Source organism: Melittangium boletus DSM 14713 (assembly GCF_002305855.1).
Classification (GTDB): domain Bacteria; phylum Myxococcota; class Myxococcia; order Myxococcales; family Myxococcaceae; genus Cystobacter; species Cystobacter boletus.
Genome location: NZ_CP022163.1, coordinates 5,905,137 through 5,926,136 on the forward strand (window position 1 = coordinate 5,905,137; position 21,000 = coordinate 5,926,136).

At 68.4% G+C, this 21,000-nt stretch carries 16 protein-coding genes; 11 read left to right on the plus strand and 5 right to left on the minus strand.

The window, feature by feature from the left end; all coding sequences use genetic code 11:
* Nucleotides 1-35: 35 nt before the first annotated feature.
* Nucleotides 36-1,391 carry an alanine/glycine:cation symporter family protein gene (locus tag MEBOL_RS24780; RefSeq protein WP_095979775.1) on the minus strand — a complete coding sequence of 452 codons (1,356 nt, stop codon included), beginning with the start codon at nucleotides 1,389-1,391 and terminating at the stop codon, nucleotides 36-38.
* 54 nt (nucleotides 1,392-1,445) lie between these two features.
* On the opposite strand from MEBOL_RS24780, the gene MEBOL_RS24785 reads away from it, so the two are divergent.
* From MEBOL_RS24785 to MEBOL_RS24810, 6 genes are all read left to right on the plus strand, one after another.
* On the plus strand, nucleotides 1,446-2,747 hold the full coding sequence (locus tag MEBOL_RS24785; RefSeq protein WP_095979776.1) for a M14 family metallopeptidase: 1,302 nt from the start codon (nucleotides 1,446-1,448) through the stop codon (nucleotides 2,745-2,747).
* Between the two features lie 78 nt (nucleotides 2,748-2,825).
* On the plus strand, nucleotides 2,826-6,026 hold the full coding sequence (locus tag MEBOL_RS24790; protein ID WP_425437650.1) for a TonB-dependent receptor: 3,201 nt from the start codon (nucleotides 2,826-2,828) through the stop codon (nucleotides 6,024-6,026).
* Nucleotides 6,027-6,050: 24 nt separating this feature from the next.
* Nucleotides 6,051-6,782, plus strand: coding sequence for a hypothetical protein (locus MEBOL_RS24795; protein WP_095979778.1), 732 nt, complete (start codon nucleotides 6,051-6,053; stop codon nucleotides 6,780-6,782).
* A 3-nt stretch (nucleotides 6,783-6,785) separates the two neighbouring features.
* The gene (locus MEBOL_RS24800) at nucleotides 6,786-8,264 is read left to right on the plus strand and encodes a Tox-REase-5 domain-containing protein (protein WP_095979779.1); all 1,479 of its coding nucleotides are present in this window, start codon (nucleotides 6,786-6,788) and stop codon (nucleotides 8,262-8,264) included.
* Between the two features lie 9 nt (nucleotides 8,265-8,273).
* Nucleotides 8,274-9,005 carry an Imm52 family immunity protein gene (locus MEBOL_RS24805; RefSeq protein ID WP_095979780.1) on the plus strand — a complete coding sequence of 244 codons (732 nt, stop codon included), beginning with the start codon at nucleotides 8,274-8,276 and terminating at the stop codon, nucleotides 9,003-9,005.
* 32 nt (nucleotides 9,006-9,037) lie between these two features.
* The gene (locus tag MEBOL_RS24810) at nucleotides 9,038-9,469 is read left to right on the plus strand and encodes a PH domain-containing protein (protein WP_218920816.1); all 432 of its coding nucleotides are present in this window, start codon (nucleotides 9,038-9,040) and stop codon (nucleotides 9,467-9,469) included.
* A 2-nt stretch (nucleotides 9,470-9,471) separates the two neighbouring features.
* Here MEBOL_RS24810 and MEBOL_RS24815 read toward each other — a convergent pair whose 3' ends face one another.
* Nucleotides 9,472-9,825, minus strand: a complete 354-nt coding sequence (locus MEBOL_RS24815; RefSeq protein WP_095979781.1) for a hypothetical protein — start codon at nucleotides 9,823-9,825, stop codon at nucleotides 9,472-9,474.
* 248 nt (nucleotides 9,826-10,073) lie between these two features.
* On the opposite strand from MEBOL_RS24815, the gene MEBOL_RS24820 reads away from it, so the two are divergent.
* Complete coding sequence (locus MEBOL_RS24820; RefSeq protein WP_095979782.1) at nucleotides 10,074-12,374, plus strand: Tex family protein; 2,301 nt, start codon at nucleotides 10,074-10,076, stop codon at nucleotides 12,372-12,374.
* Nucleotides 12,375-12,432: 58 nt separating this feature from the next.
* Nucleotides 12,433-13,431: an aldo/keto reductase family protein gene (locus tag MEBOL_RS24825; protein ID WP_095979783.1), complete on the plus strand. Its 999-nt coding sequence runs from the start codon at nucleotides 12,433-12,435 to the stop codon at nucleotides 13,429-13,431.
* Between the two features lie 17 nt (nucleotides 13,432-13,448).
* Here the strand turns inward: MEBOL_RS24825 and MEBOL_RS24830 are convergent, their stop codons facing one another.
* The 3 genes from MEBOL_RS24830 to MEBOL_RS24840 form a co-directional block, all read right to left on the minus strand.
* Nucleotides 13,449-15,167 carry a hypothetical protein gene (locus MEBOL_RS24830; RefSeq protein ID WP_095979784.1) on the minus strand — a complete coding sequence of 573 codons (1,719 nt, stop codon included), beginning with the start codon at nucleotides 15,165-15,167 and terminating at the stop codon, nucleotides 13,449-13,451.
* A gap of 78 nt (nucleotides 15,168-15,245) precedes the next feature.
* Nucleotides 15,246-16,373 carry a hypothetical protein gene (locus MEBOL_RS24835; RefSeq protein WP_095979785.1) on the minus strand — a complete coding sequence of 376 codons (1,128 nt, stop codon included), beginning with the start codon at nucleotides 16,371-16,373 and terminating at the stop codon, nucleotides 15,246-15,248.
* Complete coding sequence (locus MEBOL_RS24840; protein WP_095979786.1) at nucleotides 16,370-18,202, minus strand: HSP90 family protein; 1,833 nt, start codon at nucleotides 18,200-18,202, stop codon at nucleotides 16,370-16,372. The genes MEBOL_RS24835 and MEBOL_RS24840 overlap by 4 nt, the downstream gene beginning before the upstream one ends.
* Nucleotides 18,203-18,359: 157 nt before the next feature.
* Here MEBOL_RS24840 and MEBOL_RS24845 point away from each other — a divergent pair, with 157 nt between their 5' ends.
* From MEBOL_RS24845 to MEBOL_RS24855, 3 genes are read left to right on the plus strand one after another with little or no spacing between them, the layout of a single operon-like run.
* On the plus strand, nucleotides 18,360-18,722 hold the full coding sequence (locus MEBOL_RS24845) for an LETM1 domain-containing protein (RefSeq protein WP_245918823.1): 363 nt from the start codon (nucleotides 18,360-18,362) through the stop codon (nucleotides 18,720-18,722).
* A gap of 60 nt (nucleotides 18,723-18,782) precedes the next feature.
* The gene (locus MEBOL_RS24850) at nucleotides 18,783-20,111 is read left to right on the plus strand and encodes an MFS transporter (RefSeq protein ID WP_170115586.1); all 1,329 of its coding nucleotides are present in this window, start codon (nucleotides 18,783-18,785) and stop codon (nucleotides 20,109-20,111) included.
* Nucleotides 20,112-20,128: 17 nt separating this feature from the next.
* Nucleotides 20,129-20,944: an SDR family NAD(P)-dependent oxidoreductase gene (locus MEBOL_RS24855; RefSeq protein WP_095979788.1), complete on the plus strand. Its 816-nt coding sequence runs from the start codon at nucleotides 20,129-20,131 to the stop codon at nucleotides 20,942-20,944.
* Nucleotides 20,945-21,000 lie beyond the last annotated feature (56 nt).

The window sequence follows — 21,000 nt, forward strand, 5'->3', positions numbered from 1 at the left end:
CCTTGTCATGAACCGCCCGGTACTCATCGTCCCCTTCATTTCTGGGGCAGTCCCGGGCTCGCTATCGGGGCGATGGACGGTCGCAGCACGGACGCGGCCACGCCGCTCAGGCCGATGAGCCCCACGAGGTTGGGGAAGACCTGCAAGCCGTTCATCAGGTCTCCCCACGCCCAGATGGTCTCCACCTTGCCGGTGGCGCCGAAGACGACCAGGCCGCAGTACACCCAGCGGTAGGGCACGGTGAGCCGGGGGCCGAACGCGTACTCGAGGAACTGCTCGCCGTAGTACGCCCAGCCAATCAACGTCGTGTAGCCGAACAGGAAGGCGCAGAAGGCCACCACCCAGCCGCCCACCGTGGGAATGGCCGTGTTGAAGGCCTGGGCCACCACGGCGGTGCTCGTGAGCCCGGACCTCCACACTCCGCTCACGAGGATGACGAGCGCGCTGAGCGTGGACGTCACGCACGACACGATGAACACCTCCATCACCGCCTGGAGCCCCTGGCGCACGGGAGCGTCGGTGCGCGCCGTGCCATAGGCCACCGCCGCCGTACCGTACCCGGCCTCGTTGGCGTAGATGCCCCGGGCGATGCCGTAGCGCATGGCCGTCATCATCCCCACGCCCAGGGCGCCTCCGCCCGCGGCTTCCATGGAGAAGGCCTCGCGCACGACGAGCGCCAGCACCGAGGGCAGGTTCTCCACGTGGGTGAGGATGACCACCAGCCCGCCCACCAGATAGAGCCCGACCTTCAGCGGCGCGAGCCGTTCCGCGGCGCGGCCCACGCTCTTCACGCCTCCAATGACCACGAGCCAGGTGAGCACGGCGATTCCCACCCCCGAGGCGAGCGGGGGGAGGGCGAACTGGCTCTCCAGCACCACGGCGATGGAGTTGGGCTGGGTGAAGGGCGTGGTGGTGAGCGCGGCCACGCCGGCGATGAGCGCGTAGACCCAGGCGAGCCGGGGGGCGCCCAGTCCCTCCTTCAGGTAGTGCATGGGGCCCGCGGAGAGCCGGTCACCCTCCACCCGGCGGTAGCGGATGCCCAGCACGGCCTCGCAGAACTTGATGGCCGTGGCGAAGAATCCGTACACCCAGATCCAGAACAGCGCGCCGGGCCCTCCGCTCACGATGGCCGTGGCCACGCCCGCGATGTTTCCCGTGCCAATGGAGGCGCCCAGCGCCGTCATGAAGGCCTGGAAGGGCGTCAGGGCCCCCTCGCCCCCGGCCTGGACGGGGACCATGGCGCGCAGGGCCTCGCGGAAGCGCAGGACCTGGACGAACCGCAACCGGACCGTCAGGAACACACCGGTTCCCAGCAGGAGGGCGAGCGTCCACGGACCCCAGACGGCGTTGCTTGCGACATCGATGGCGTTGCGAAGGGATTCGGGGAACATGAAGTCCCGTCATAATCCCACCGGGCCCTCCGGGGCACTTCTCGCAAGGAGTCGATGCTCGTGTCCGTCCCTACCCCTCCCCGCGAACTCCTCGACCTCTGCGCTGGGATTCACCTTGACGGGCTGCCGCTTCCGCCCCTCGTCCGGCAGCCCCAGGTGGCGGCCCGGCTCGGGCGGCTGCGCCAGGAGGCCCCGGACTTGTTCCACGTCGAGGAGGTGGGGCGCTCGGTGGAGGGGCGCCCGTTGCAACTCGTCCGCTTCGGCCAGGGCCCGCGCCACCTGCTCCTCTGGTCCCAGATGCACGGGGACGAGCCCACCGCCACCACGGCGCTGCTGTACCTGCTCGAGTACGTCCGCCGTCACCGCGAGGAGCCCCGGGTGGCGCGGCTGCTCTCCTCGCTCACCGTGCACGCACTGCCCCTGCTCAACCCGGATGGCGCCGAGCGCTTCCAACGACGCAACGCGCAAGGCATCGACATCAACCGCGATGCGCTGGCGCTCCAGACGCCCGAGGGCCGCACGCTCAAGGCGCTGCGCGACCGTCTCCAGCCCATGCTCGGCTTCAACCTCCACAACCAGAACTGGCGCACGGCGGTGGGGGAGACGCGCCAGCCCGCGTCCATCTCGCTCCTCGCGCCGCCCTTCGACGCCGCGCGCAATGACAACCCGGGACGGGTGCTCGCCAAGAAGGTGTGCGCCGTCATCCACGAGGCCCTGGAACCCCTCATCCCCGGGCGGATGGGCCGCTACGACGACTCCTTCGAAACGCGCGCCTTCGGCGACAACCTGGGGCGCTGGGGCACGCCCACCGTGCTCATCGAGTCGGGCCCATGGCCCTCGGCCGAGCCGGATCTGCCGCTGGTCCAGATGAACTTCGTGGCCCTGGTCTCCGCCCTGGAGTCACTGGCGGACGGCTCGGTGGAGCGGGCGGATCCCGCGCGCTACGCGTCCATTCCGCTCAACTGGGGCCAGGGCTTCCTGCACCTGCTCATCCGAGGGGCCCAGGTGCATGGCGAGGCGGGAGACGCCTTCGTCGCGGACGTGGGCGTGGCCGCGCTCCAGGTGGTGCGCTCCGGTGCGGAGGGGCCGCGCGCCGTGGTCACGGGCACCGTCGAGGAGCTGGGGGACCTGCGGGTCTTTGGCGCCCAGGAGATCATCGACGCGGCGGGGCTCCTGGTGGTGCCGCTGCCGTCCGAGGGCGTGAAGGAAGGAGACCTGCTGCCGCCGCCGCCGCGCGAGGCGCGCACGCTGCGGCTGGGACAGCCCGCGGAGTTGATGTTGCTGCGGCCCGTGGAGGGCCCTGGAGCGGGCGCTGGAACCTGGCGGGTGGAGCGGGTCATTCGCTACGCGCGCTGATTTCCCATCTCCTGGGAATCGTGTCGGAAATGTGGCAAAGAAGACCTCCTCATCCCAGGAGGGGAAGACATCTTGGACCTGTCCGTTCGACGCGTGCTCGCGTGGTGTGTGTTATTGCTTTTGTGGGGCACCAGCGCAGGGGCGCAAGGCACGGCGGTCCTCGTCGGCAGGGTGAGCAACGCGGCCGACAAGAAGCCCCTGCAGGACGCGGTGGTGACGGCCACGTCGCCGAGCCTCCAGGGCGAGCAGGTGGTGGTGACGGACGCGAGCGGTGAGTACCGCGTTCCGCAGTTGCCGCCGGGCGTCTACACGCTCCGGGTGGAGCGCGAGGGCTTTCGCATCCTCACGCGCTCGGACATCCAGCTGCGCATCGATCGCACCATCCGCTTCAACGTGGAGCTGCTGCCCGAGCAGGGTCTGAGCGAGGAAGTGGTCGTCGTGGCCCGGCCTCCCACGGTGGACATCGGCTCGAGCGCGCAGGGCGTGAGCGTGGATTCCAGCCTGTTGCGCAACCTCGCGTTGAACCGGCCAGGCTCCAAGGGCTCGGCGTCGCGCTCCTTCGAGTCCCTGGCCGAGCTGGCCCCGGGCGCGCAGGAAGACGCCTACGGCGTGAGCATCAACGGGAGCACCTCGCCCGAGAGCCAGTACGTGGTGGACGGCCTGTCCGTGAACGATCCCTCGGTGGGCACCATCGGCACGCCCCTGTCGGTGGAGTTCGTCAAGGAGGTCAACGTCATCACGGGTGGCTACATGCCCGAGTATGGCCGCTCCACGGGCGGCGTGCTGAACGTGGTCACCAAGTCCGGCTCCAATGAGTTTCATGGCTCCTTCTTCGGCAACATCGCCCCGGGCTTCCTGCAGTCGTCGGGGTTGGAGATCCAGCGGGCGGGCAGCGTCATCTCCGCCAAGGGAACGCCCTGGAACCAGGGGGACCTGGGCTTCGAGATCGGCGGACCCATCCTCAAGGACAAGCTCTGGTTCTACGCGGGAGCCGCGCCCGCCTTCAATCGCATCCAGGTGACGCGGCAGCTCAGCGCCCTCGACCTGTGCACCGAGGTCAATCCCGACATCGGCTGCGCGAAGGTCGGGGATGCCCGGAAGGATCCCACCACGGGCTTCCAACTCGCCACGCCCATCGCGGGCACGCAGGTGAGCCGCTTCGCGGATGAGCGGACGCTCCAGTACATCGGCAAGCTCACCTACAACTTCAACCAGGATCACACCCTGTCCCTGTCGGTGTACGGCACGCCCACGCGCTCGGGCGGACCGGGCCGTTACTCGTTCAGCCGGGACGGCGCGCCCGAGGTGTGCTCGGGTTTGTCCTGTACCTCGTACGTCCAGGGCTCCTACGAGTCCATCGCCACCCAGCGCACGGGCGGCGCGCTGGACATCGTGGCCAAGCAGTCCTCGTCCTTCTTCAACAAGGAACTCCTCATCGACGCGACGGTGGGCTGGCACCACCAGAACGCCTCCACGCTGCCCTCGGATGGCTCGGGGCTGTCCTCCGGGCAGGGCCTGTCCGCCCAGCCCACCATCAACTGGCGGCGCACGCGCAACCCGGGCTACCACACCATCACCGAGTTCGAGTCCCTGGAGGACCCCTCCGTCTGTAACGCGCCTGGGCTGCCCGAGGGCGCCCGTTGTCCCGTCAGCGCGTACTCGACGGGTGGACCGGGCACCATCCAGATCTCGGAGCTGAGCCGCTACCAGGGCAAGGTGCTGGGCACCTACCTGCTCAACGCGCTCGGCCACCATGTCTTCAAGGCGGGCTTCGACGCCGAGGGCGCCAGCTTCTACAACAACCGCGCGCGCACGGGCCTCGCGCCCTGGTACGAGTGCACCGACGGCTCGTGCTTCTACACGCTCAACCAGTACGGCTACCTGGAGGCGCCGGATCAGCCCGTGTTCCTCGCGTCGAAGGAAGGCACCTCCACCTCGCTCACCCTGGGCGGCTTCGTCCAGGACAGCTGGTCCATCTTCGACAAGGTCACGCTCAACGTGGGCGGCCGCTATGACACGCAGACGCTCTGGGGACTCGACGGCAAGATGGGCCTGAACCTGCCCAACCAGTGGTCGCCCCGCCTGGGCCTCATCTACGACTTCACGCAGCAGGGCCGCTCGAAGCTCTACGTCAACTACGCGCGCTTCTACGAGAACGTCCCGCTCGACATGGCCGACCTGTCCTTCCCCCAGCAGCGGCTGCTGTCGACCACGTTGAACGCCTCCTGCAACCCCTCGGATCCGGCGGCCCTGGCGCCCGGCGGGGCCTGCAACGTGGATGGCAACCGCCAGGTCATCGGCAACCCGGAGAGCCCCAGCCAGTACTGGAACGCCGAGGGCGGCGACCGCGTGCCCGTGGACCCCAACATCCGCGCCCAGTCCAGTGACGAGTTCGTGGTGGGCGCCGAGTACGAGATCATCGTCGGACGCCTGGGCCTGTCCTACACCAAGCGCTACCTCAACGACGTCATCGAGGACATGAGCCGCGACGACGGCAGCACCTTCTTCCTGGGCAACCCGGGCAAGGGCACCTCGTCGGACTTCCCGCTGGCGCGCCGCGACTACGACGCTGTGAACGTCTACTACACCAAGGCCTTCGCGAACTCGTGGCTGGCCCAGGTGAGCTACACGTGGTCCTCGCTGCGCGGCAACTACTCGGGGCTCTTCCGCGCGGACACCGGCCAGTTGTCGCCCAACCTGACGCGCGACTTCGACCTGCTGTCGCTCACCGTGAATCGCGATGGTCCGCTGCCGGGGGATCGCACGCACGCCTTCAAGGCCTTTGGTGCCAAGGAGTTCCGCGTGTCCAGGGACCTGAGCATCGACGTGGGCGGTGGGTACCGGGCGCGCTCGGGCTCGCCCATCAACTACCTGGGCTATCACCCCCGGCGCAGCGGCGCCGAGACGTTCATCCTCCCGCGTGGCAGCGGTGGCCGACTGCCCTGGGTCCACAACCTCGATGGGCACGTGGGCTTGAGCCAGCGGCTCGGAGGCGACTACACGCTGAGCGTGTCGCTGGATGTCTTCAACCTCTTCAACTTCCAGCAGGTGACGGACGTGGACCAGGTCTTCACCTTCACCCGCGTCCTGCCGCTCGAGCAGGGCGAGAAGGCCGCGAACGTGGAGAGCTGCCGCGAGGCGGGCAACCCCGAGTGCCTTGTGAAGGCCTCGGGCACGAACACCCCCATCACCTCCGCGGACATCAACCCCAACTACAAGCGCCCCATCGCCTATCAGGCACCGCGCTCCGTCCGCTTTGGCGTGAAGCTGAGCTTCTAGGCGCACCCCTTCCGGAGAGACATCATGAAGCGTCGATTGATTGGTTTGGGGATGCTCCTGAGCGCCTGCGGTGCCGAGCAGCAGGATCCGCAGTGCGTGGTGGCCCGTGCCGTGTCGGACGGCTCCACGGGCTCGTTCGCGGTCACCTATTCGCTCAAGCCGGGACAGAACCCGGCGCTCGCGTGCACCCGGCTCAAGTCCGAGGCGGTGGGATTGCAGAAGTATCTCAGCCAGGACCCGGCGGCGAAGGACACGGTGGCCGTGCGCTCCGGCTCGCTGGGGACGCTGCTTCGGACAGAGGCAGCCCGTGTGGATGCCTCGGTGTCCATTGCCAACGCCGTGGGGACACTGGAGACGGAGGCGCCGGGGCCGGACAACTTCTGCGAGGTGCCCGTGCTCAGCCCCGAGCGGGTGGTGTTGACTGCTACTCCCGACGCCATCGCGCAGGACCTCACCTATGAGTGGTCCGGCCTGCGCATCTACAACACGCCCGACATTCCGGGGACGCAGTTCATCGCGAACCTGCGCTACACGGCCAATGGCTGTACCGCCGAGTTCACGGCGCGAGGCATCTGGCCGGTGGTGTCCTGTGCGACCAGCTCGACGGTCAGGACGCCGGACGAGTCGAAGTGTGATCCGTACGCGGATCCGCCCACGCGGCTGCGCGGATCGGGCATCAATCCGAGCTTCCCGGTGAAGTGCGATCCGGTGGCGCTCATCTGTGTGCTGACGGGCGAGGTTCCGTCCGTTCCGTAGCGCATGGCCGGGGGCAATCGCGTGCGCTCGTCCGGCCGTGATGCGTGGGCTTCTCTCCTCGCGTTGTTGCTGGCGGCGTGGAGCCTGGGGGGACTGAGCGGGTGCGCCACGATTCCCACTGCGTCTCCCTCGCTCTCCCAGGGGGACGCGGGAGGGGCGGGAGGCTTTCCCGAGTCGACCCTGGATGCCTTCGCCCAGGTCCAGGAGGCCAGTGGCCTGGCACCGGAGTCGTGGCATCCGGCGGGCGCGGCGCTGTACGTGGGACAGGCGCGTTCCCTCCTGGGGGCGCTGTCGAGGACGCCGCTGACGCAGCGGACCTTCGCGCCCCGGCGAGTCCTCTCGTGGATGTTGGGAGAAGTGCTCCAGGGCGGCGACCGGGTGGAGTACGCGGAACTCCGGCGGAGGGCGCGACGCTTCTGGCTCCTGGTGCTGGTGCGCACGGATGGCTGCCTGGTGACGGCGCTCACGGGACATCCCCTTCAGCGCATGGGTCAGGTGCGGTTGGTGGAGGGCCAGTGGCGGGTGGGGAGCCTCGTCGTGGGAGACTTCTATGCCTCGCACGGGGGCGTCATCTTCCCGGTAACGGGAGCCTTGCGGCGCGCGAATACGCCACCCGTCACGGAACTGGGCCTGGAGCGGGACTGGCTCAACGCGGCGTTGGATGGAGCACAAGACGCCGTGGGCGAGATGGCGGTCGCGCTCGCTGAAACCGTCCTGCATCCCATCCGGAGCGTGGAAGGCCTCGCTCAACTCCCGAGCACCGTCGCGCTCCTCATCGCCTCTTCACCCGAGTACTTCGCGCGCTACGGCGCCATGTCCCGGGAGGATCAGATCCGCGAGGCGGCGCGGTTGTCCACGCATGTCCTGCTGTTGTTGGGCGGTGGGGCCGGAGCCGTGGGACGCCTTGGGGGGCTGGGAGCGGAACTGCCCGTGCTGACCTTGACGGCACGAGGTGAACTGGCACTGAGCCGGGTGGCGGCGGGCGTCAGGGGGGGTCCCTCGCTGGGGGTGGAATTGGGGGCGCTCTCCGTGCTCCACATGGCGGGGGGGACCCAGGGGCCGGCGGGCGGTACGGGAGGCAAGGCGGGGCCCGGCCAGTGGAAGTACAAGAAGCCGACCACGAACTCCGAGGACGCATTGGCCTATCAGGAGCAGGTGACGGGGCGCCCCGCCTGGTGGGTGTACATGGTGGATGGCGTGGAGTTCGACGGCTTCTCGGGGACGGAACTGCTCGAGGCAAAGGGCCCCGGGTATTGCTCGTTCTTCAACGCGGATGGGACACCCAAGTACTGGTACAAGAACTCCGGGAAGTTCAACGAGATGCTGGAGCAGGCTGGAAGACAATCGAAGGTTGCCGGGAGGTTGGGATTGCCTCTGACGTGGCATGTCGCCGACGCCAAGGTCGTGGACTTCCTGCGTCGCTTCTTTGGAAACGAAGGCTTGAACAATATTGACGTCAAATATACTCAGCCAACTCGGTAGGGTGAGCGAATGAGTGAGAATTATTACCTCGGTGCGTATTGGGGCCCCCGCAAGGAGACTGCATTGGAGTGTGCCCGACGCGCATCATCCTTCTTTCGCTCACTCGCGCTGTGTGATCCGACGTTTGTCCAATGGTACAGAGGAGGCCGTGGTGTCCCTCGTGGCTCGCCTGGACATGTTGTTCCCGTTGAGGAGCAAGCGCTAGAAGTGCTGTTGGCGAAAAGCAGGAACCGTACAGATGAGGGAAAGGAGATCATCGAGGACCTGGGCTTCAGCCAGTTCATGTGGAACGCGAAAAAGAACAGCACGGAGTTCCGTCTCTCTTGCGGAAAATACTCTCCGTGGGGTGGGCCGAACGTTTGTCTGCTTTATCCGTCCAGGCAAAGCCCCGAGCGCGAGAGGCTTCTGGGTATGGAAGTGCTCGCCCAGGTGATTGAAAGCATGGTTGTCTCGTGGGAACCGGATTTCGCCGTGGCGAGTTCGTCCGAGATGGTCGATGTCATTCAGAAGCGCAAGGGTGAAGTCCGGGTCGGTTGGCTGACCTATCTGTCCAGGCGCTTGGGGACCCTGCCTCCGCTTCCCGCCTCCGTGCGCATCGAGCCGGTGGGGGACTTGGGCTGGCTTCTCATCCTCTCGTCCGAGCCCATGTCGGCGAGCAACCCCGAGCATGTGTCCTTCACCGCGCGCATCCGTGAACTGTTGGACCGCGCGGGGCTCATCGAAATCCCCGCTCCCGCGTAGGCTCCAGGCACCAAGGCGAAAGGAGCAGTGGGATGGGCTTGTTCGACAAGATGATGGGCAACGCGGAGGTCTCGGGGAAGTCGGCGTATCAGGTCGAGCGGTTTCTCGGAGAGGCGGAGCAGCTCCTCGCCGTGTTCCGCTTCATGCGGGATGAGATCGTCGTCACCGATCGCGGCATCTTCGCCGTCGACGTGCAGGGCCTCACGGGCGCGAAGAAGGAGTACAAGTACTTCCCCCTCAAGGGCATCAAGTACGTGTCCTATGAGAGCGCGGGCACGTTCGATCTCGACGCGGACATCAAGATTGGCGTCGACGGCAACACGGAGCTCGTCAACATGGTGCCCGTGAGCAAGCCCCTGTCCTTCAAGATTCCCAAGGCCCAGGCGTCCGACGGAGAGCGCTTCTTCAAGCTCATCAAGGCGGCGGTCGACGGAAAACCGCTCCCCAAGGCGACCCCCTCCTGACGTCACGCAGCGGGGCAGTGCGGCTCGGCGGGGCCGCGCTCCTTCTCCTCGGCCTGGGCGATGGAGCGCGCGCTCCGCTCCTGCATCTGGCTCACTTCCCGGAGCTTCTCCCCGCGCCGCGTGCTCTCCTGACCCTCCGGTTCTCCGTCCCCCGGCGTCTTGCGCAGGACCTCGGCTTCCTGCCGGACCGCGGAGATGCGCTGCTGTTCCCGCAGCAGGTTCAGCCCGTCCTGGGCGCTGATGGTGCCTTTGCGCATCCCCTCGGAAATTCGTTGCACCTGGGCGGCTTGGATGTCGCGGCTGTCACGCTCATCCCGAGGCGTGAGGAGGGGGGTCGAGGGCGGAGGACGCGTCATGGGAGGGCTCCAGGGCGCGGCGGGGGAGTCTGTCGCCGGGAGCGAGTCAGAGTGCAGCTTGTGTGCCAGGTGGGGATGCATGGGGTGGGGCGAAGCGCCGGTGGGGGTCCCGAGCGGAAGCCCGCGCTTCCTAACGGGCCGGGGTGGTGACTTCCGTCCCGCGTGATGACAGTTGTCACCAGGTGGACGTTCGAGAGGTTGTCCGCCCCTCGCCAATAGGTGTGGGATGGTGTAGGGTTGATGTCGCCATGCACGTCTACGCCATCGAGCTGTCGAAGGAACTGGGTCTCAAGCCCGAGCAGGTGGATCGCACCCTGGCGCTGAGCGCCGATGGGGCGACGGTCCCGTTCATCGCCCGCTATCGCAAGGAGGTCACCGGCGGCCTCGACGAGGTGCAGATCCAGGCCATCCTGGACGGGGCCGCCGCGCGCGAGGAGCTGGACGCGCGCCGGGAGACGATCCTGCGCTCCATCGAGAGCCAGGGAAAGCTTACCCCCGAGCTGACCCAGGCCCTTCAGCGGGCGAAGACGCGCACGGAGCTGGAGGATCTGTACCTGCCCTACAAGCCCAAGCGCCGCACCCGTGCCGCCATCGCCCGGGAGCGAGGGCTGGAGCCGCTGGCCGATCTGCTCTGGAAGCAGGAGGGCGCCCGGGGCGAGGACGTGGCCGCCCGGGTGCGTCCGTTCATCAACGCCGACAAGGACGTGCCGGACCGGGACGCGGCGCTCGCGGGCGCGCGCGACATCTGCGCCGAGCGCGTGGCCGAGGACGCGGGCCTGCGCCGAGGCGCGCGCGAGCTGTGCGTGAACAAGGGCCGTCTGCGCTCGGCCGTCGTGGCCGCCAAGAAGGGCGAGGCCACCAAGTTCGACAATTACGCCAACCACGAGGAGGACCTGTCCAAGGCGCCCTCGCACCGCATCCTCGCGCTCTTGCGCGGCGAGACCGAGGAAGTGCTGCGCATCCAGCTCGCCCTGCCGGATGACGAGGTGAAGGGCTCGCTGGTGTCTCGCGTGGTGACGAAGTCCCAGTCCCCGTTCGCCTCCGAGCTGCGCGCCGCGGTGGAGGACTCCTGGGAGCGGCTGATGGGGCCCTCGATCGAGTCCGAGCTGCGCAACGAGCTCAAGGAGCGCGCGGACCGTGAAGCCATCACCGTCTTCGGGCAGAACCTGCGCCACCTGCTCCTGTCCGCGCCCGCGGGGGGACGGCCGGTGCTCGCGCTCGACCCGGGCCTGCGCACGGGCGTCAAGGCCACCATGCTGGATGGCACGGGCAAGCTCGTGGAGTCCGCCACGCTCTACACCGAGCGCGGCGCCAACGAGCGCGCCACCGCCGCCCGGCAGTGCGGCGCCATCATCCAGAAGCACAAGCCCGAGCTCATCGCCGTGGGCAACGGCACGGGCAGCCGCGAGGCGGAGGGCTTCGTGCGCGAGGTGCTCAAGGTGCTCGGGCTCCAGGTGCCCGTGGTGTCCGTGAGCGAGCAGGGGGCCTCCATCTACTCGGCCTCCGAGGTGGCGCGCGAGGAGTTCCCCGACCTGGACGTGTCGCTGCGCGGCGCGGTGTCCATCGGCCGGCGCCTGCAGGATCCCCTCGCGGAGCTGGTGAAGATCGATCCCAAGAGCATCGGCGTGGGCCAGTACCAGCACGACGTGGACCAGGCGCAGCTCAAGAAGAAGCTGGGCGAGGTGGTGGACTCGTGCGTCAACGCGGTGGGCGTGGACGTGAACACCGCGTCGCCGCAGTTGCTCGAGCACGTGTCCGGCATCGGCCCCACGCTCGCCAAGAAGATCGTCACCCACCGCGCCGCCAAGGGACGCTTCACCACGCGCCGGGAAATCCTCAAGGTGAGCGGGCTGGGGCCGAAGACGTTCGAGCAGGCGGCGGGCTTCCTGCGCGTGCATGGCACCGAGCCCCTGGACGCGAGCGCCGTGCACCCCGAGCGCTACGGCGTCGTCGAGCGCATGGCGAAGGACCTGGGAGTGGACGTGAAGCAACTGGTGGGCAACGTCTCGCTCGTGCGGAAGATCGATCCCAAGCGCTACCTGGGGCCGGACCTGGGTGACATGACGCTCAAGGACATCCTCGCCGAGCTGGAGAAGCCCAGCCGGGACCCTCGGGGTGACTTCACCGCGCCCTCCTACCGCGAGGACTTGCAGAAGCTGGAGGACGTGAAGGAGGGCATGGTGTTGCAGGGCGTCGTCACCAACGTCACCGCCTTCGGGGCCTTCGTGGACGTGGGCGTGCACCAGGATGGGCTCGTCCACGTGTCCCAGTTGTCCACCCGCTTCATCAAGGATCCGTCCGAGGCCGTGAAGGTGGGCGACCGGCTCACCGTGAAGGTCGTGAGCGTGGACCTGGCGCGCAAGCGGCTCGGGCTGTCCGTGCGCGCCCTCACCGAGGGCACTCCGGCGTCGGCTCCCAGCGCGCCCCGTTCCTCCTCGAGCGGTCCCTCCCCCCGGGCGCCCTCCCATGCCCAGGGTGGCCAGAAGACCGCTCCCCCGAAGCCCTCGGCCGAGCCCTTCAACAATCCGTTCAGCAAGCTCAAGCGCTGAACGGTTCGGGAGAAATCCGGAAGACAGCGGGGGAGGCGGGCATTAAGTCTGCCGCCCCATGAACTTCCGATCCCTGGGCAGAAGTGGTTTGAAGGTCAGTGAAATCTCCTACGGCAACTGGTTGACCCATGGTTCCCAGGTCGAGGAGGACGCGGCGCTCGCCTGCGTGCGTGCCGCCCTGGACGAGGGCATCACCACGTTCGACACCGCGGATGTCTACGCGGCCACCCGTGCCGAGTCCGTGCTCGGCCGGGCCCTCAAGGGTCAGCGCCGCGAGGGCCTGGAAATCCTCACCAAGGTGTACTGGCCCACGGGTCCCGGTCCCAATGACCGGGGTCTGTCGCGCAAGCACATCCTCGAGTCCATCAACGGCTCGCTCAAGCGGCTGCAGACGGACTACGTGGACCTCTACCAGGCGCACCGCTACGACCATGAGACGCCGCTCGAGGAGACGATGCAGGCCTTCGCCGACGTCGTCCGTCAGGGCAAGGCGCTCTACATCGGCGTGTCCGAGTGGACGGCCGAGCAGTTGCACGAGGGCGTGAAGCTGGCCCGGCAGCTCGGCATCCAGCTCGTCTCCAACCAGCCCCAGTACTCCATGCTGTGGCGGGTCATCGAGGCCAAGGTGGTGCCGGCGTCGCGGGAGCTGGGGGTGGGGCAGGTGGTCTTCTCGCCCATCGCGCAGGGCGTGCTCACCGGCAAGTACAAGCCGGGCCAGAAGCCGCCCGAGGGCAGCCGCGCCACGGATCAGAAGGGGGGCTCCGGCTTCGTCCAGCGCTTCTTGCGCGATGATGTCCTCACGCGCGTGCAGCAGCTCCAGCCGGTGGCGGACGGGGCCGGGCTGTCCCTGGCCCAGCTCGCCGTGGCGTGGGTGCTGCAGAACCCGAACGTCTCCTCGGCCATCATCGGCGCCTCGCGGCCCGAACAGGTGAAGGAGAACGTGAAGGCCTCGGGGGTGACGCTGAGCGCGGAGGTGCTGCGCCGCATCGAGGAGATCATCGGCCCCATCGCCGAGCGGGATCCCGCCAAGACGGTCAGCCCCGAGAAGCGGCCGTGAGCAGGGCGGCGGGGTGCTCAGGGCGCTCGGGGCAGATGCCGGGGCGCCTTGAACTCCAGCTCATGGGTGAGCGAGGGCTCCGGCTCGAGCCGGAGCGGCGCGTGCTCGCCCGCCAGGGCCGCCGGGGTGGTGAGGATGCTGCTCATCGTGGCCGCGTCGGCCGCGTCCGAGAGCGCCATATGCCCGTAGGGATGCGTTGACAGGTCGATGCCGGGCGTCAGGTAGCTGGTGACCGTGAAGACGTATTTCTGGCCGGGTTCGAGGATGCCCGGAAGCACGTCGACCGCGGTCTCCCGGGTGGAGAGGTAGGCCACGTGGCTCACGGCGGTCGCGGAGGTCCCATTGCCCCTGTCCTGCACGGACAGGCGCGAGATGCGGACGCGGTAGGCCGAGGGCATTCCCACCAGCGGCGCCTTCCAGGCGATGCGCGGCGTGAGCGAGCCGAGGGTCCGCTCCTGTTGCGCGTTGAGTCCATCCACCGTCACGTTCTGCGCGGGCGAGATGCGCGGGGCGATGGGCCCTTGGATGGCGGTCTCCACCCGGCGTCTGTCGCTCAATCCATCCGAGAGCGTGCCGGTGCTCGTGCCCGGCAGACGCACGTCGAGCCGGAAGTTGTGGGCCACCGTGAGCACCTCTCCCCAGCTGAACGGGAAGGGGTTGCCGTAGGAGATGTTCACACGGGCGTCGGTGATTCCGGCGTTGCCATAGCTGTACATCAGGTCGCCCGAGTAGCCATACCAGGCATCCGAGCCCCACGCCGTGGGCGAGATGCTGACGGTCTGGCTGTTGGTGGCGGTGGACTGGGGGTGCACCTGCGTCTGGTAGGCCTCGAAACGGGAGCGCCACCACTCGAAGTTCAGCGTCTTCTGGGGCGTCCCAGTGAAGACGCCGCGCAGCTCCGTTTCGGTGGACGGCGCCATGGTGACGGGATCCGGTGTGGTGGAGCGCTCGATGGCGGCATAGCGGAAGTAGCCGCTGTCCCGGTCGATGAACGAGTTGAAGTACAGGCGATCGCCGCGTGAGGCATCCAGGAGGACGGACTCGGTGGGGCTGATCTGCGTGTAGCTCACGGGGTGTTTGTTCAGCTCGGACGTGTACGCGGGAATCGGGCTCGAGGCGTTCACGTAGGCCATCAGGCCGACATTGGAACTGACGGCCTGCCAGATGGGGGTGACGTTGAACGGCTCGTGCTTGATGTTGGACAGGCTGACGGTGATCGGGCCGGGGTTGGACTTCACCGCGTCCTGGCGGCCCAGTTCGTAGTTGTCCAGGTTCACGGTGCGCGAGTCCGTCAGGACATGGAGCGTGTCGAGCCGCAGGTAGTACCGCCCGGCGGGCGCGTCCGGGATGCGGAAGGTGCCGTCCGGCGACGTCACCACCGTGAGGGGCCGGAGTCCGCCCGACTCGAGCGCGAAGGCCTCGAGCTCCGGGGAGAGCGGATCGATGGGCTGGGTGAAGTCCGCGAGGTCCGTGCGGTAGTGCAACACGCGGGTTCCGCGCACCTCGTGGGGATGGCCCGCGTCCGGGCTGCCCGCATCAGCGGAGGAGCCCCCATCGTAGGAGGGGGAGCCGCCATCGTAGGAGGGGGAGCCGCCATCGGAAGAAGGCGTGCCCGCGTCGCTGGGCTCTCCGCCCACGGAGGGGGGCCGCGGCGCGGAATCCGTGACGGGCGGACCGCCCGTGTCCGGAGGCTCCGCGGAATCGGAGCCACAACCCGCCAACACCATGGATGACATGAATAGAGAAACGAGCGACCGCTGGAACGACACGTTGCATCCCCCTGCTCCCGAGAGGCTTCGGAAGCCGGGGCCAAACTAACTGGCGGCCGCGTCGATGGGGAAGGGCCTCGCCTCGGCTCCCAGCCGCTGGGAGCGCTCGAGCAATCGCCGGAAGCGGTCCGTGCCATTCCGGGCATCGAACTTCACCGCGATTCCCTCCGATTGCACCGAGAGCCAACCGCGCAGCACGCGCGTCTCGTAGATGCCCTCGGGCGAGTACAGCGGAAAGGCGCGCGGCAGGGCGAGCCGCTCCCGCTCGTGTCCTTCCACCAGCGCCCGCTCCATCAGGGCGAGCGCGGCCGTATAGAAGGTGAAGCGGTCGCGGTGGCTCGCATGGGTCAGGGCCCAGGGCAGGTGCCGCTCGAGGAGTTTCAGCCCGCGCGCCACGTTCCCCGTCAGCGCGAGGAATTCCAGGTGCTCGCCCACCGTGGCGAGGAAGTCCCGGTTGCCACGGACGAGGGCATAGCCGCGCAGGTGGCAGTCCCGTGCCTGCTCCAGGCGGCCCAGCTTGAAGAGCGGGTAGAGGACGCTGCCCAACGTCTGGTGCGGCACCTCCGCGCACTCGTACCGCCCCTCCAGCAGGGGCTGGGCCTTGCGCACCACTTCCTCGTACTCGCCCTGGTCCAGGTGGTGGTCCAGCTCGTCGTCCAGTTCGCACGCCAGACAGTCCGAGAGGTGATCCCTCGGGGTCTGTCTCCATTGAGTCCACAGCGCCGCGGCCCGGTCCGCGTCTCCCATGTCCCGCGCCGCCTGGTAGCGCAGCTTGAGGATCGCGCGCTCACCCGCGCCCGTCTTCTCGAAGCACCGCGCCGCGTCCTCCAGGGCCTCCTCGATCTGCGCGCGGCCGATGTGGGGGAACTCGTCCAGACGTCCCACGACCCACTTCTGCTTCCACAGCAGGCCTTCGGGCGCGAAGCGCTCCGGGTCGCGTTGCTGCTGGCCCCGGCACCAGGCGAACGCCGCCAGGGCCCGGTCCGGAAAGCCGCCGAAGGTGGCCGCGTCGATGAGCGAGTCACGCACCTCGTAGGCGAGCCCCACCTCTCCGTGTGCGTCCGCCAGCCGCGCCGCCTCCTCCAGCGTCATCACCTTGGCCTCGCCCGGTTCCAGCCGCTCGGCGCGGTCGAGCAGGGCGTCGAGCCGCGCGCGCCAGTCCTGTCCGCTCAATGCAGGCTCCCGGTGTCTTCGTCGTCACCCAGGCGCGACTCGATGAGGCCGAGCAGGCCCCGGTTGAGCAGCGCCATCTCCCGGGCGTTGAGCGGGCGGTGTCCCAGGAGGAGCGCCTGCACGTAGAGCATTTCCACCGACAGCCGGAGCTGCGCGGTGTCTCGGACCCGGGCGAGCCGGCGGATCACCGGATTGCGCAGGTTGAAGCACAACTGGGGCCGCTCCTGGGGCGGGGCCTTGTCCTGGGTGCCCTCGAGCAGCGAGGCATAGAGGGAGTCCGACTCCTCGCGCGCGCGCTCCAGGTCTCGCTGGAAGGCGCCTTCCTCCACGTCCCCGTAGAGCGTGGGCACCTCGGCGGGGAGGAACTTCTTGAGGCTCACCTCACACCCGAACGACTCCAGCGCCTCCTCGGCGATCCGCCGCAGCCGGGCCACCCCCTCATGCTCCTCGGCCGTCAGCTCCTCGAGGCCCTGGGGCAACTGGGCCGCGGAGAAGACTTCCACTCGTGCGTTGGGCAGCACTCGGGGCAACTTCTCCAGGAGCGCCGCGTCGTGGGTGTAGGCGGCGTTGATGATGCACAACCCCTGGGCCGCGGCCACGCGAGACACCTGGCGGAAGGTGTCCAGCGTGGTGACGTAGCGCACCGTGGGCGAGCCCTGGCGGTAGTGCTCGAGCGTCATCATCCCCAGGGTCGTCTCGAAGGGCAGCCAGTGGATGACGAGCCGGTAGAAGTCGTCGTCGTCCAGGGCGAGCGCCTTCACCGACAGGCCGTGCAGGGCGATGAGCCGTTGCAGGGTGCGCGGCTCGTGCGTGGCCAGGTCCACCAGGTACTGGCGCAGGCATTGCCCCAGCGCGTCACGGGCGCTCGCGAGCGTGGCGTCCTCGTAGAAGGCCTCGCGGCTGGCGGTGGGACGCAGCCCCTGGGCGTTCACCACGCAGCGCACGAAGAAGGCCCACTGGGGCAGCAGGTTCTCCGCGCGCTCGGTCAAGAGCATGTCCTTGAGGTACACGCGGTGCGTCTGGCGTGATTGGAAGTGGGGCGAGAAGGGCAGCACATAGGCCACGCCCTCCACCTGCCCGGCCTCCGCGCGCAGCGGGACGCAGTCCACGAAGTCCATGCCGAACACCTCGCGTCCATGGGCCAGCAGGGCCTGGCGCCGCTCGGCCGCGCTCTCGTACGCGCGGCGCCAGGGCGGCGGCGTGGGGTTGAGGTGCTCGGTGCGGCCGTGGGCGGTGAGCTGGAGGGGGAAGGGCAGCAGGCTTCCATAGTGGAGGGCGAGCTGGCGCACGCGCTCGTGCGTGAAGTACTCGGCGGCGTCCGGACGGGCGATGAGGAAGACCTGGGTGCCGGGCCGGGCCAGGGGGTGCTCGGACGGACGCACGGAATAGGTGCCGTCCTGCCGGCCCCTCCATTCCCACGTCTCTCTCCCTTCCGCCTTGACCGAGCGCGTCACGACCAGCAACTCGTCACACACCATGAAGCAGGACAGCAGGCCAATGCCGAACTGGCCGATGAAGTCCCCTCGGTGGGCTTCCAGGGCCTCGCGCTTGGAACTCTCGCCGATGGTGGCCAGGAAGCGGTGCAGCTCCTCCTCCGTCAGCCCCACGCCATCGTCCTGGAAGAGCAGGGTGGGCGGGCCTCCATCCTGTTTCTCGATGAGTTCCACGCGCACCTCTCCTTGGTGGGCGGGCTCGAGGTTCCTCCGAGCGCGCGAGGCGTCGGTGGCGTTCTGGAGCAGCTCGCGGACGAACACCCCGGGCGAGCTGTAGAGGTGATGGGAGAGGAGGTCGATGACCCCTCGGAGATTGACCTGGAAGCGATGATCCACGCCCGCGGCAGCCTAGCTCATACGTCGCTTCTGTTCGCCAGCGGCACTTGTCCGGCTTTCCCCTCCTTTCTGGAGCGGGTGGCGGTGGCGTCGGGGGGGCGGGTGGAGTATTCCCCCCCTCATGGGATGGCGCGGCCTCCCGGGGATGGATGTTTCCATGAAGAGGAAGGTGGCGTGGTTCTCCTCGCTGCTGGAGCGCAACCTGCACCGGATCCGACTGGAGGTGCGGGAGACGGGAGAGCTGTACCATCTGCTGCTCAGGGCCGCGCGCGGCTCGACGCTGTCGTTCGAGGAGCGTCGGCGGGTGCGCTCGCAGCTGATCGATCTGGCCAAGGTGATTCCGGCGCTCGTGGTCTTCGCGGCGCCGGGGGGACTGGTGTTGCTGATGGTGCTGGGCAAGTTGCTGCCCTTCAGCCTGCTGCCGAGTGCGTTCCAGGATCCGCCCGCGCCACCCGTGCCGCCCGTGCCTTCCCCGGCACCACCGCCGGAGGAGGCGCCTCCGGTGCGCAAGGCGGGTTGAGCGTCCCGCTCCCCACGTGAATCCTTGCCGGGAATGGGTGGATCGCGTTCTGCTGACGCGATGCAGACCGATATTGTCCGTGAGCCTGCGGAGCCGCTCGCGCAGCGACCCCTCTCCCGCCAGGATGTGAGGACACTCGCGCTGGCGGCATTGGGGGGCGCGCTGGAGTTCTACGACTTCATCATCTTCGTGTTCTTCACCGGAGTCATCGGCCAGCTCTTCTTCCCGCCCGATACGCCGGACTGGCTGCGGCAGTTGCAGGCGTTTGGCCTGTTCGCGGCGGGCTACCTGGCGCGGCCGCTCGGCGGCATCGTGATGGCGCACTTCGGTGATCGCGGTGGCCGCAAGCGCATGTTCACCTTGAGCGTGTTCCTGATGTCGGTGCCCACGCTGCTCATCGGCCTGTTGCCGACCTACGCCACGGCGGGGTACGCGGCGCCGCTGGCGCTCCTGGGCCTGCGCATGCTGCAGGGCGCGGCGGTGGGCGGCGAGGTGCCGGGCGCGTGGGTGTTCGTCTCCGAGCACGTGCCGGATCGGCGCGTGGGCCTGGCGTGTGGCACGCTCACCTCGGGCCTCACGTTCGGCATCCTGCTGGGCTCGCTCGTGGCCACCGCGGTCAATCAGACCTACACCCCCGAGCAGGTGCGCGACTTCGGCTGGCGGGTGCCCTTCCTGGTGGGTGGGGTGTTCGGCTTCTTCGCCGTGTTCCTGCGCCGCTGGCTGGCCGAGACGCCAGTGTTCGAGGCGATGCGTCAGCGCAAGGCGCTCGTCCAGGAGTTGCCGCTCAAGGTGGTGCTGCGGGGCCAGCGCACCGGCGTGGTGGTGTCCATGCTGCTCACCTGGGTGCTCACGGCGGGCATCGTGGTGGTCATCCTCATGACGCCCGCGCTGATGCAGAAGCTGCATGGCTTCACGCCCGCGCTCACGCTCAAGGCCAATAGCCTGGCCACGCTGTGCCTCACCGTGGGGTGCATCGGCTTCGGCCTCGCGGTGGACCGCTTCGGGATGGGCGGCGTGTTGGCCGTGGGCAGCCTCGTGCTGATCGCGGCGACCTACGCGCTCTACGCGGGCGTGAACGCGCGGCCCGAATTGCTCGTGGCCCTGTACATGCTCGCGGGCGTGGGCGTGGGCGTGGTGGGCGTGGTGCCCACCGTCATGGTGCGCGCCTTCCCCGCGGCGGTGCGCTTCTCGGGGCTCTCCTTCTCCTACAACGTGGCCTACGCCGTGTTCGGAGGGATGACGCCCCTGGTGGTGACGCTCATGTCGGAGCTCACCCCGCTGGCTCCCGCCCACTACGTGGCGGCGCTCGGGGGGGTGGGGCTGTGCGTTGCATTCTTCCTCTTGAGCGCCGGCCGCGCGCGCTTCGGCGCGTTGGACGCTCATTCGTAGGGCAAGGAGGAGTCAGGATGAAACTCGTATCGAGCAGTGCGATCGTCACGGGAGCGGGGCAAGGCATTGGATTGGGCATCGCCTCGCGACTCATGCGGGACGGAGCCAACGTGCTTCTCTTTGGCCGGACCCGGGAGAAGGTGGAGTCGGCCGCCGAGCAGCTCAACCGCGAGATGGAGGGGCGCACGCGCGCCGTCCCCTTCGCGGGAGACGTGGTCCGGGCGGAGGACGTGGCCCGGGCGCTCGAGGTCGCTACCCGGGAGTTCGGTCTGCCGGGCATCCTGGTGAACAACGCGGGAACGGCCACGCTCAGCCCGATCCTCGACATGCCGGAAGCGGACTTCGACAGTGTCGTGGACATCAACCTCAAGGGGCCCTTCCTGTTCACCCAGCTGCTCGCGCGGGCGCTCGTCGCGGCGAAGCAGCCCGGGTCGATCGTCAACATCTCCTCGTTGAACCAGACGGCCGTGACGGATGGGCTCGCCCACTACTGCGCCTCCAAGGCGGGGCTCGCGAACTTCTCGAAGGTCGCGGCCTCGGAGCTGGGCCGGTATGGAATCCGGGTGAATGTCGTGGCGCCCGGGGCCATCCGCACGCTCCTCGCGGAGAAATCGGGCCTCATGGAGGGGCCGATGGCGCGTGAATTCCTCGCCCATACGCCGCTGGGAAAGGCCTGTGGCGAGCCGGAGGACGTGGCGAAGGTCGTGTCGTTCCTGTGCAGTGAGCTCGCGTCGTGGATCACCGGAGACACCCTCGCCGTGGATGGGGGCAATCACATCCGGGGGATCCACAGCTACGCGGACACGCTGGGCCTCACCCCCAAGGTGGGCTGAGCTCCGTTGCCTCGGGGGGAGGATGAACCCCCCGTCGTGCCGAGCGAGGGGCTTGC

Bases quoted from the DNA above. Each gene is read 5' to 3' on its own strand.
- MEBOL_RS24815 (WP_095979781.1), bottom strand. From the start codon at position 9,825: ATGACGCGTCCTCCGCCCTCGACCCCCCTCCTCACGCCTCGGGATGAG.
- MEBOL_RS24810 (WP_218920816.1), top strand. From the start codon at position 9,038: ATGGGCTTGTTCGACAAGATGATGGGCAACGCGGAGGTCTCGGGGAAG.
- MEBOL_RS24795 (WP_095979778.1), top strand. From the start codon at position 6,051: ATGAAGCGTCGATTGATTGGTTTGGGGATGCTCCTGAGCGCCTGCGGT.
- MEBOL_RS24800 (WP_095979779.1), top strand. From the start codon at position 6,786: ATGGCCGGGGGCAATCGCGTGCGCTCGTCCGGCCGTGATGCGTGGGCT.
- MEBOL_RS24850 (WP_170115586.1), top strand. From the start codon at position 18,783: ATGCAGACCGATATTGTCCGTGAGCCTGCGGAGCCGCTCGCGCAGCGA.
- MEBOL_RS24855 (WP_095979788.1), top strand. From the start codon at position 20,129: ATGAAACTCGTATCGAGCAGTGCGATCGTCACGGGAGCGGGGCAAGGC.
- MEBOL_RS24830 (WP_095979784.1), bottom strand. From the start codon at position 15,167: ATGTCATCCATGGTGTTGGCGGGTTGTGGCTCCGATTCCGCGGAGCCT.
- MEBOL_RS24805 (WP_095979780.1), top strand. From the start codon at position 8,274: ATGAGTGAGAATTATTACCTCGGTGCGTATTGGGGCCCCCGCAAGGAG.
- MEBOL_RS24785 (WP_095979776.1), top strand. From the start codon at position 1,446: ATGCTCGTGTCCGTCCCTACCCCTCCCCGCGAACTCCTCGACCTCTGC.
- MEBOL_RS24845 (WP_245918823.1), top strand. From the start codon at position 18,360: ATGAAGAGGAAGGTGGCGTGGTTCTCCTCGCTGCTGGAGCGCAACCTG.
- MEBOL_RS24780 (WP_095979775.1), bottom strand. From the start codon at position 1,391: ATGTTCCCCGAATCCCTTCGCAACGCCATCGATGTCGCAAGCAACGCC.
- MEBOL_RS24825 (WP_095979783.1), top strand. From the start codon at position 12,433: ATGAACTTCCGATCCCTGGGCAGAAGTGGTTTGAAGGTCAGTGAAATC.
- MEBOL_RS24820 (WP_095979782.1), top strand. From the start codon at position 10,074: ATGCACGTCTACGCCATCGAGCTGTCGAAGGAACTGGGTCTCAAGCCC.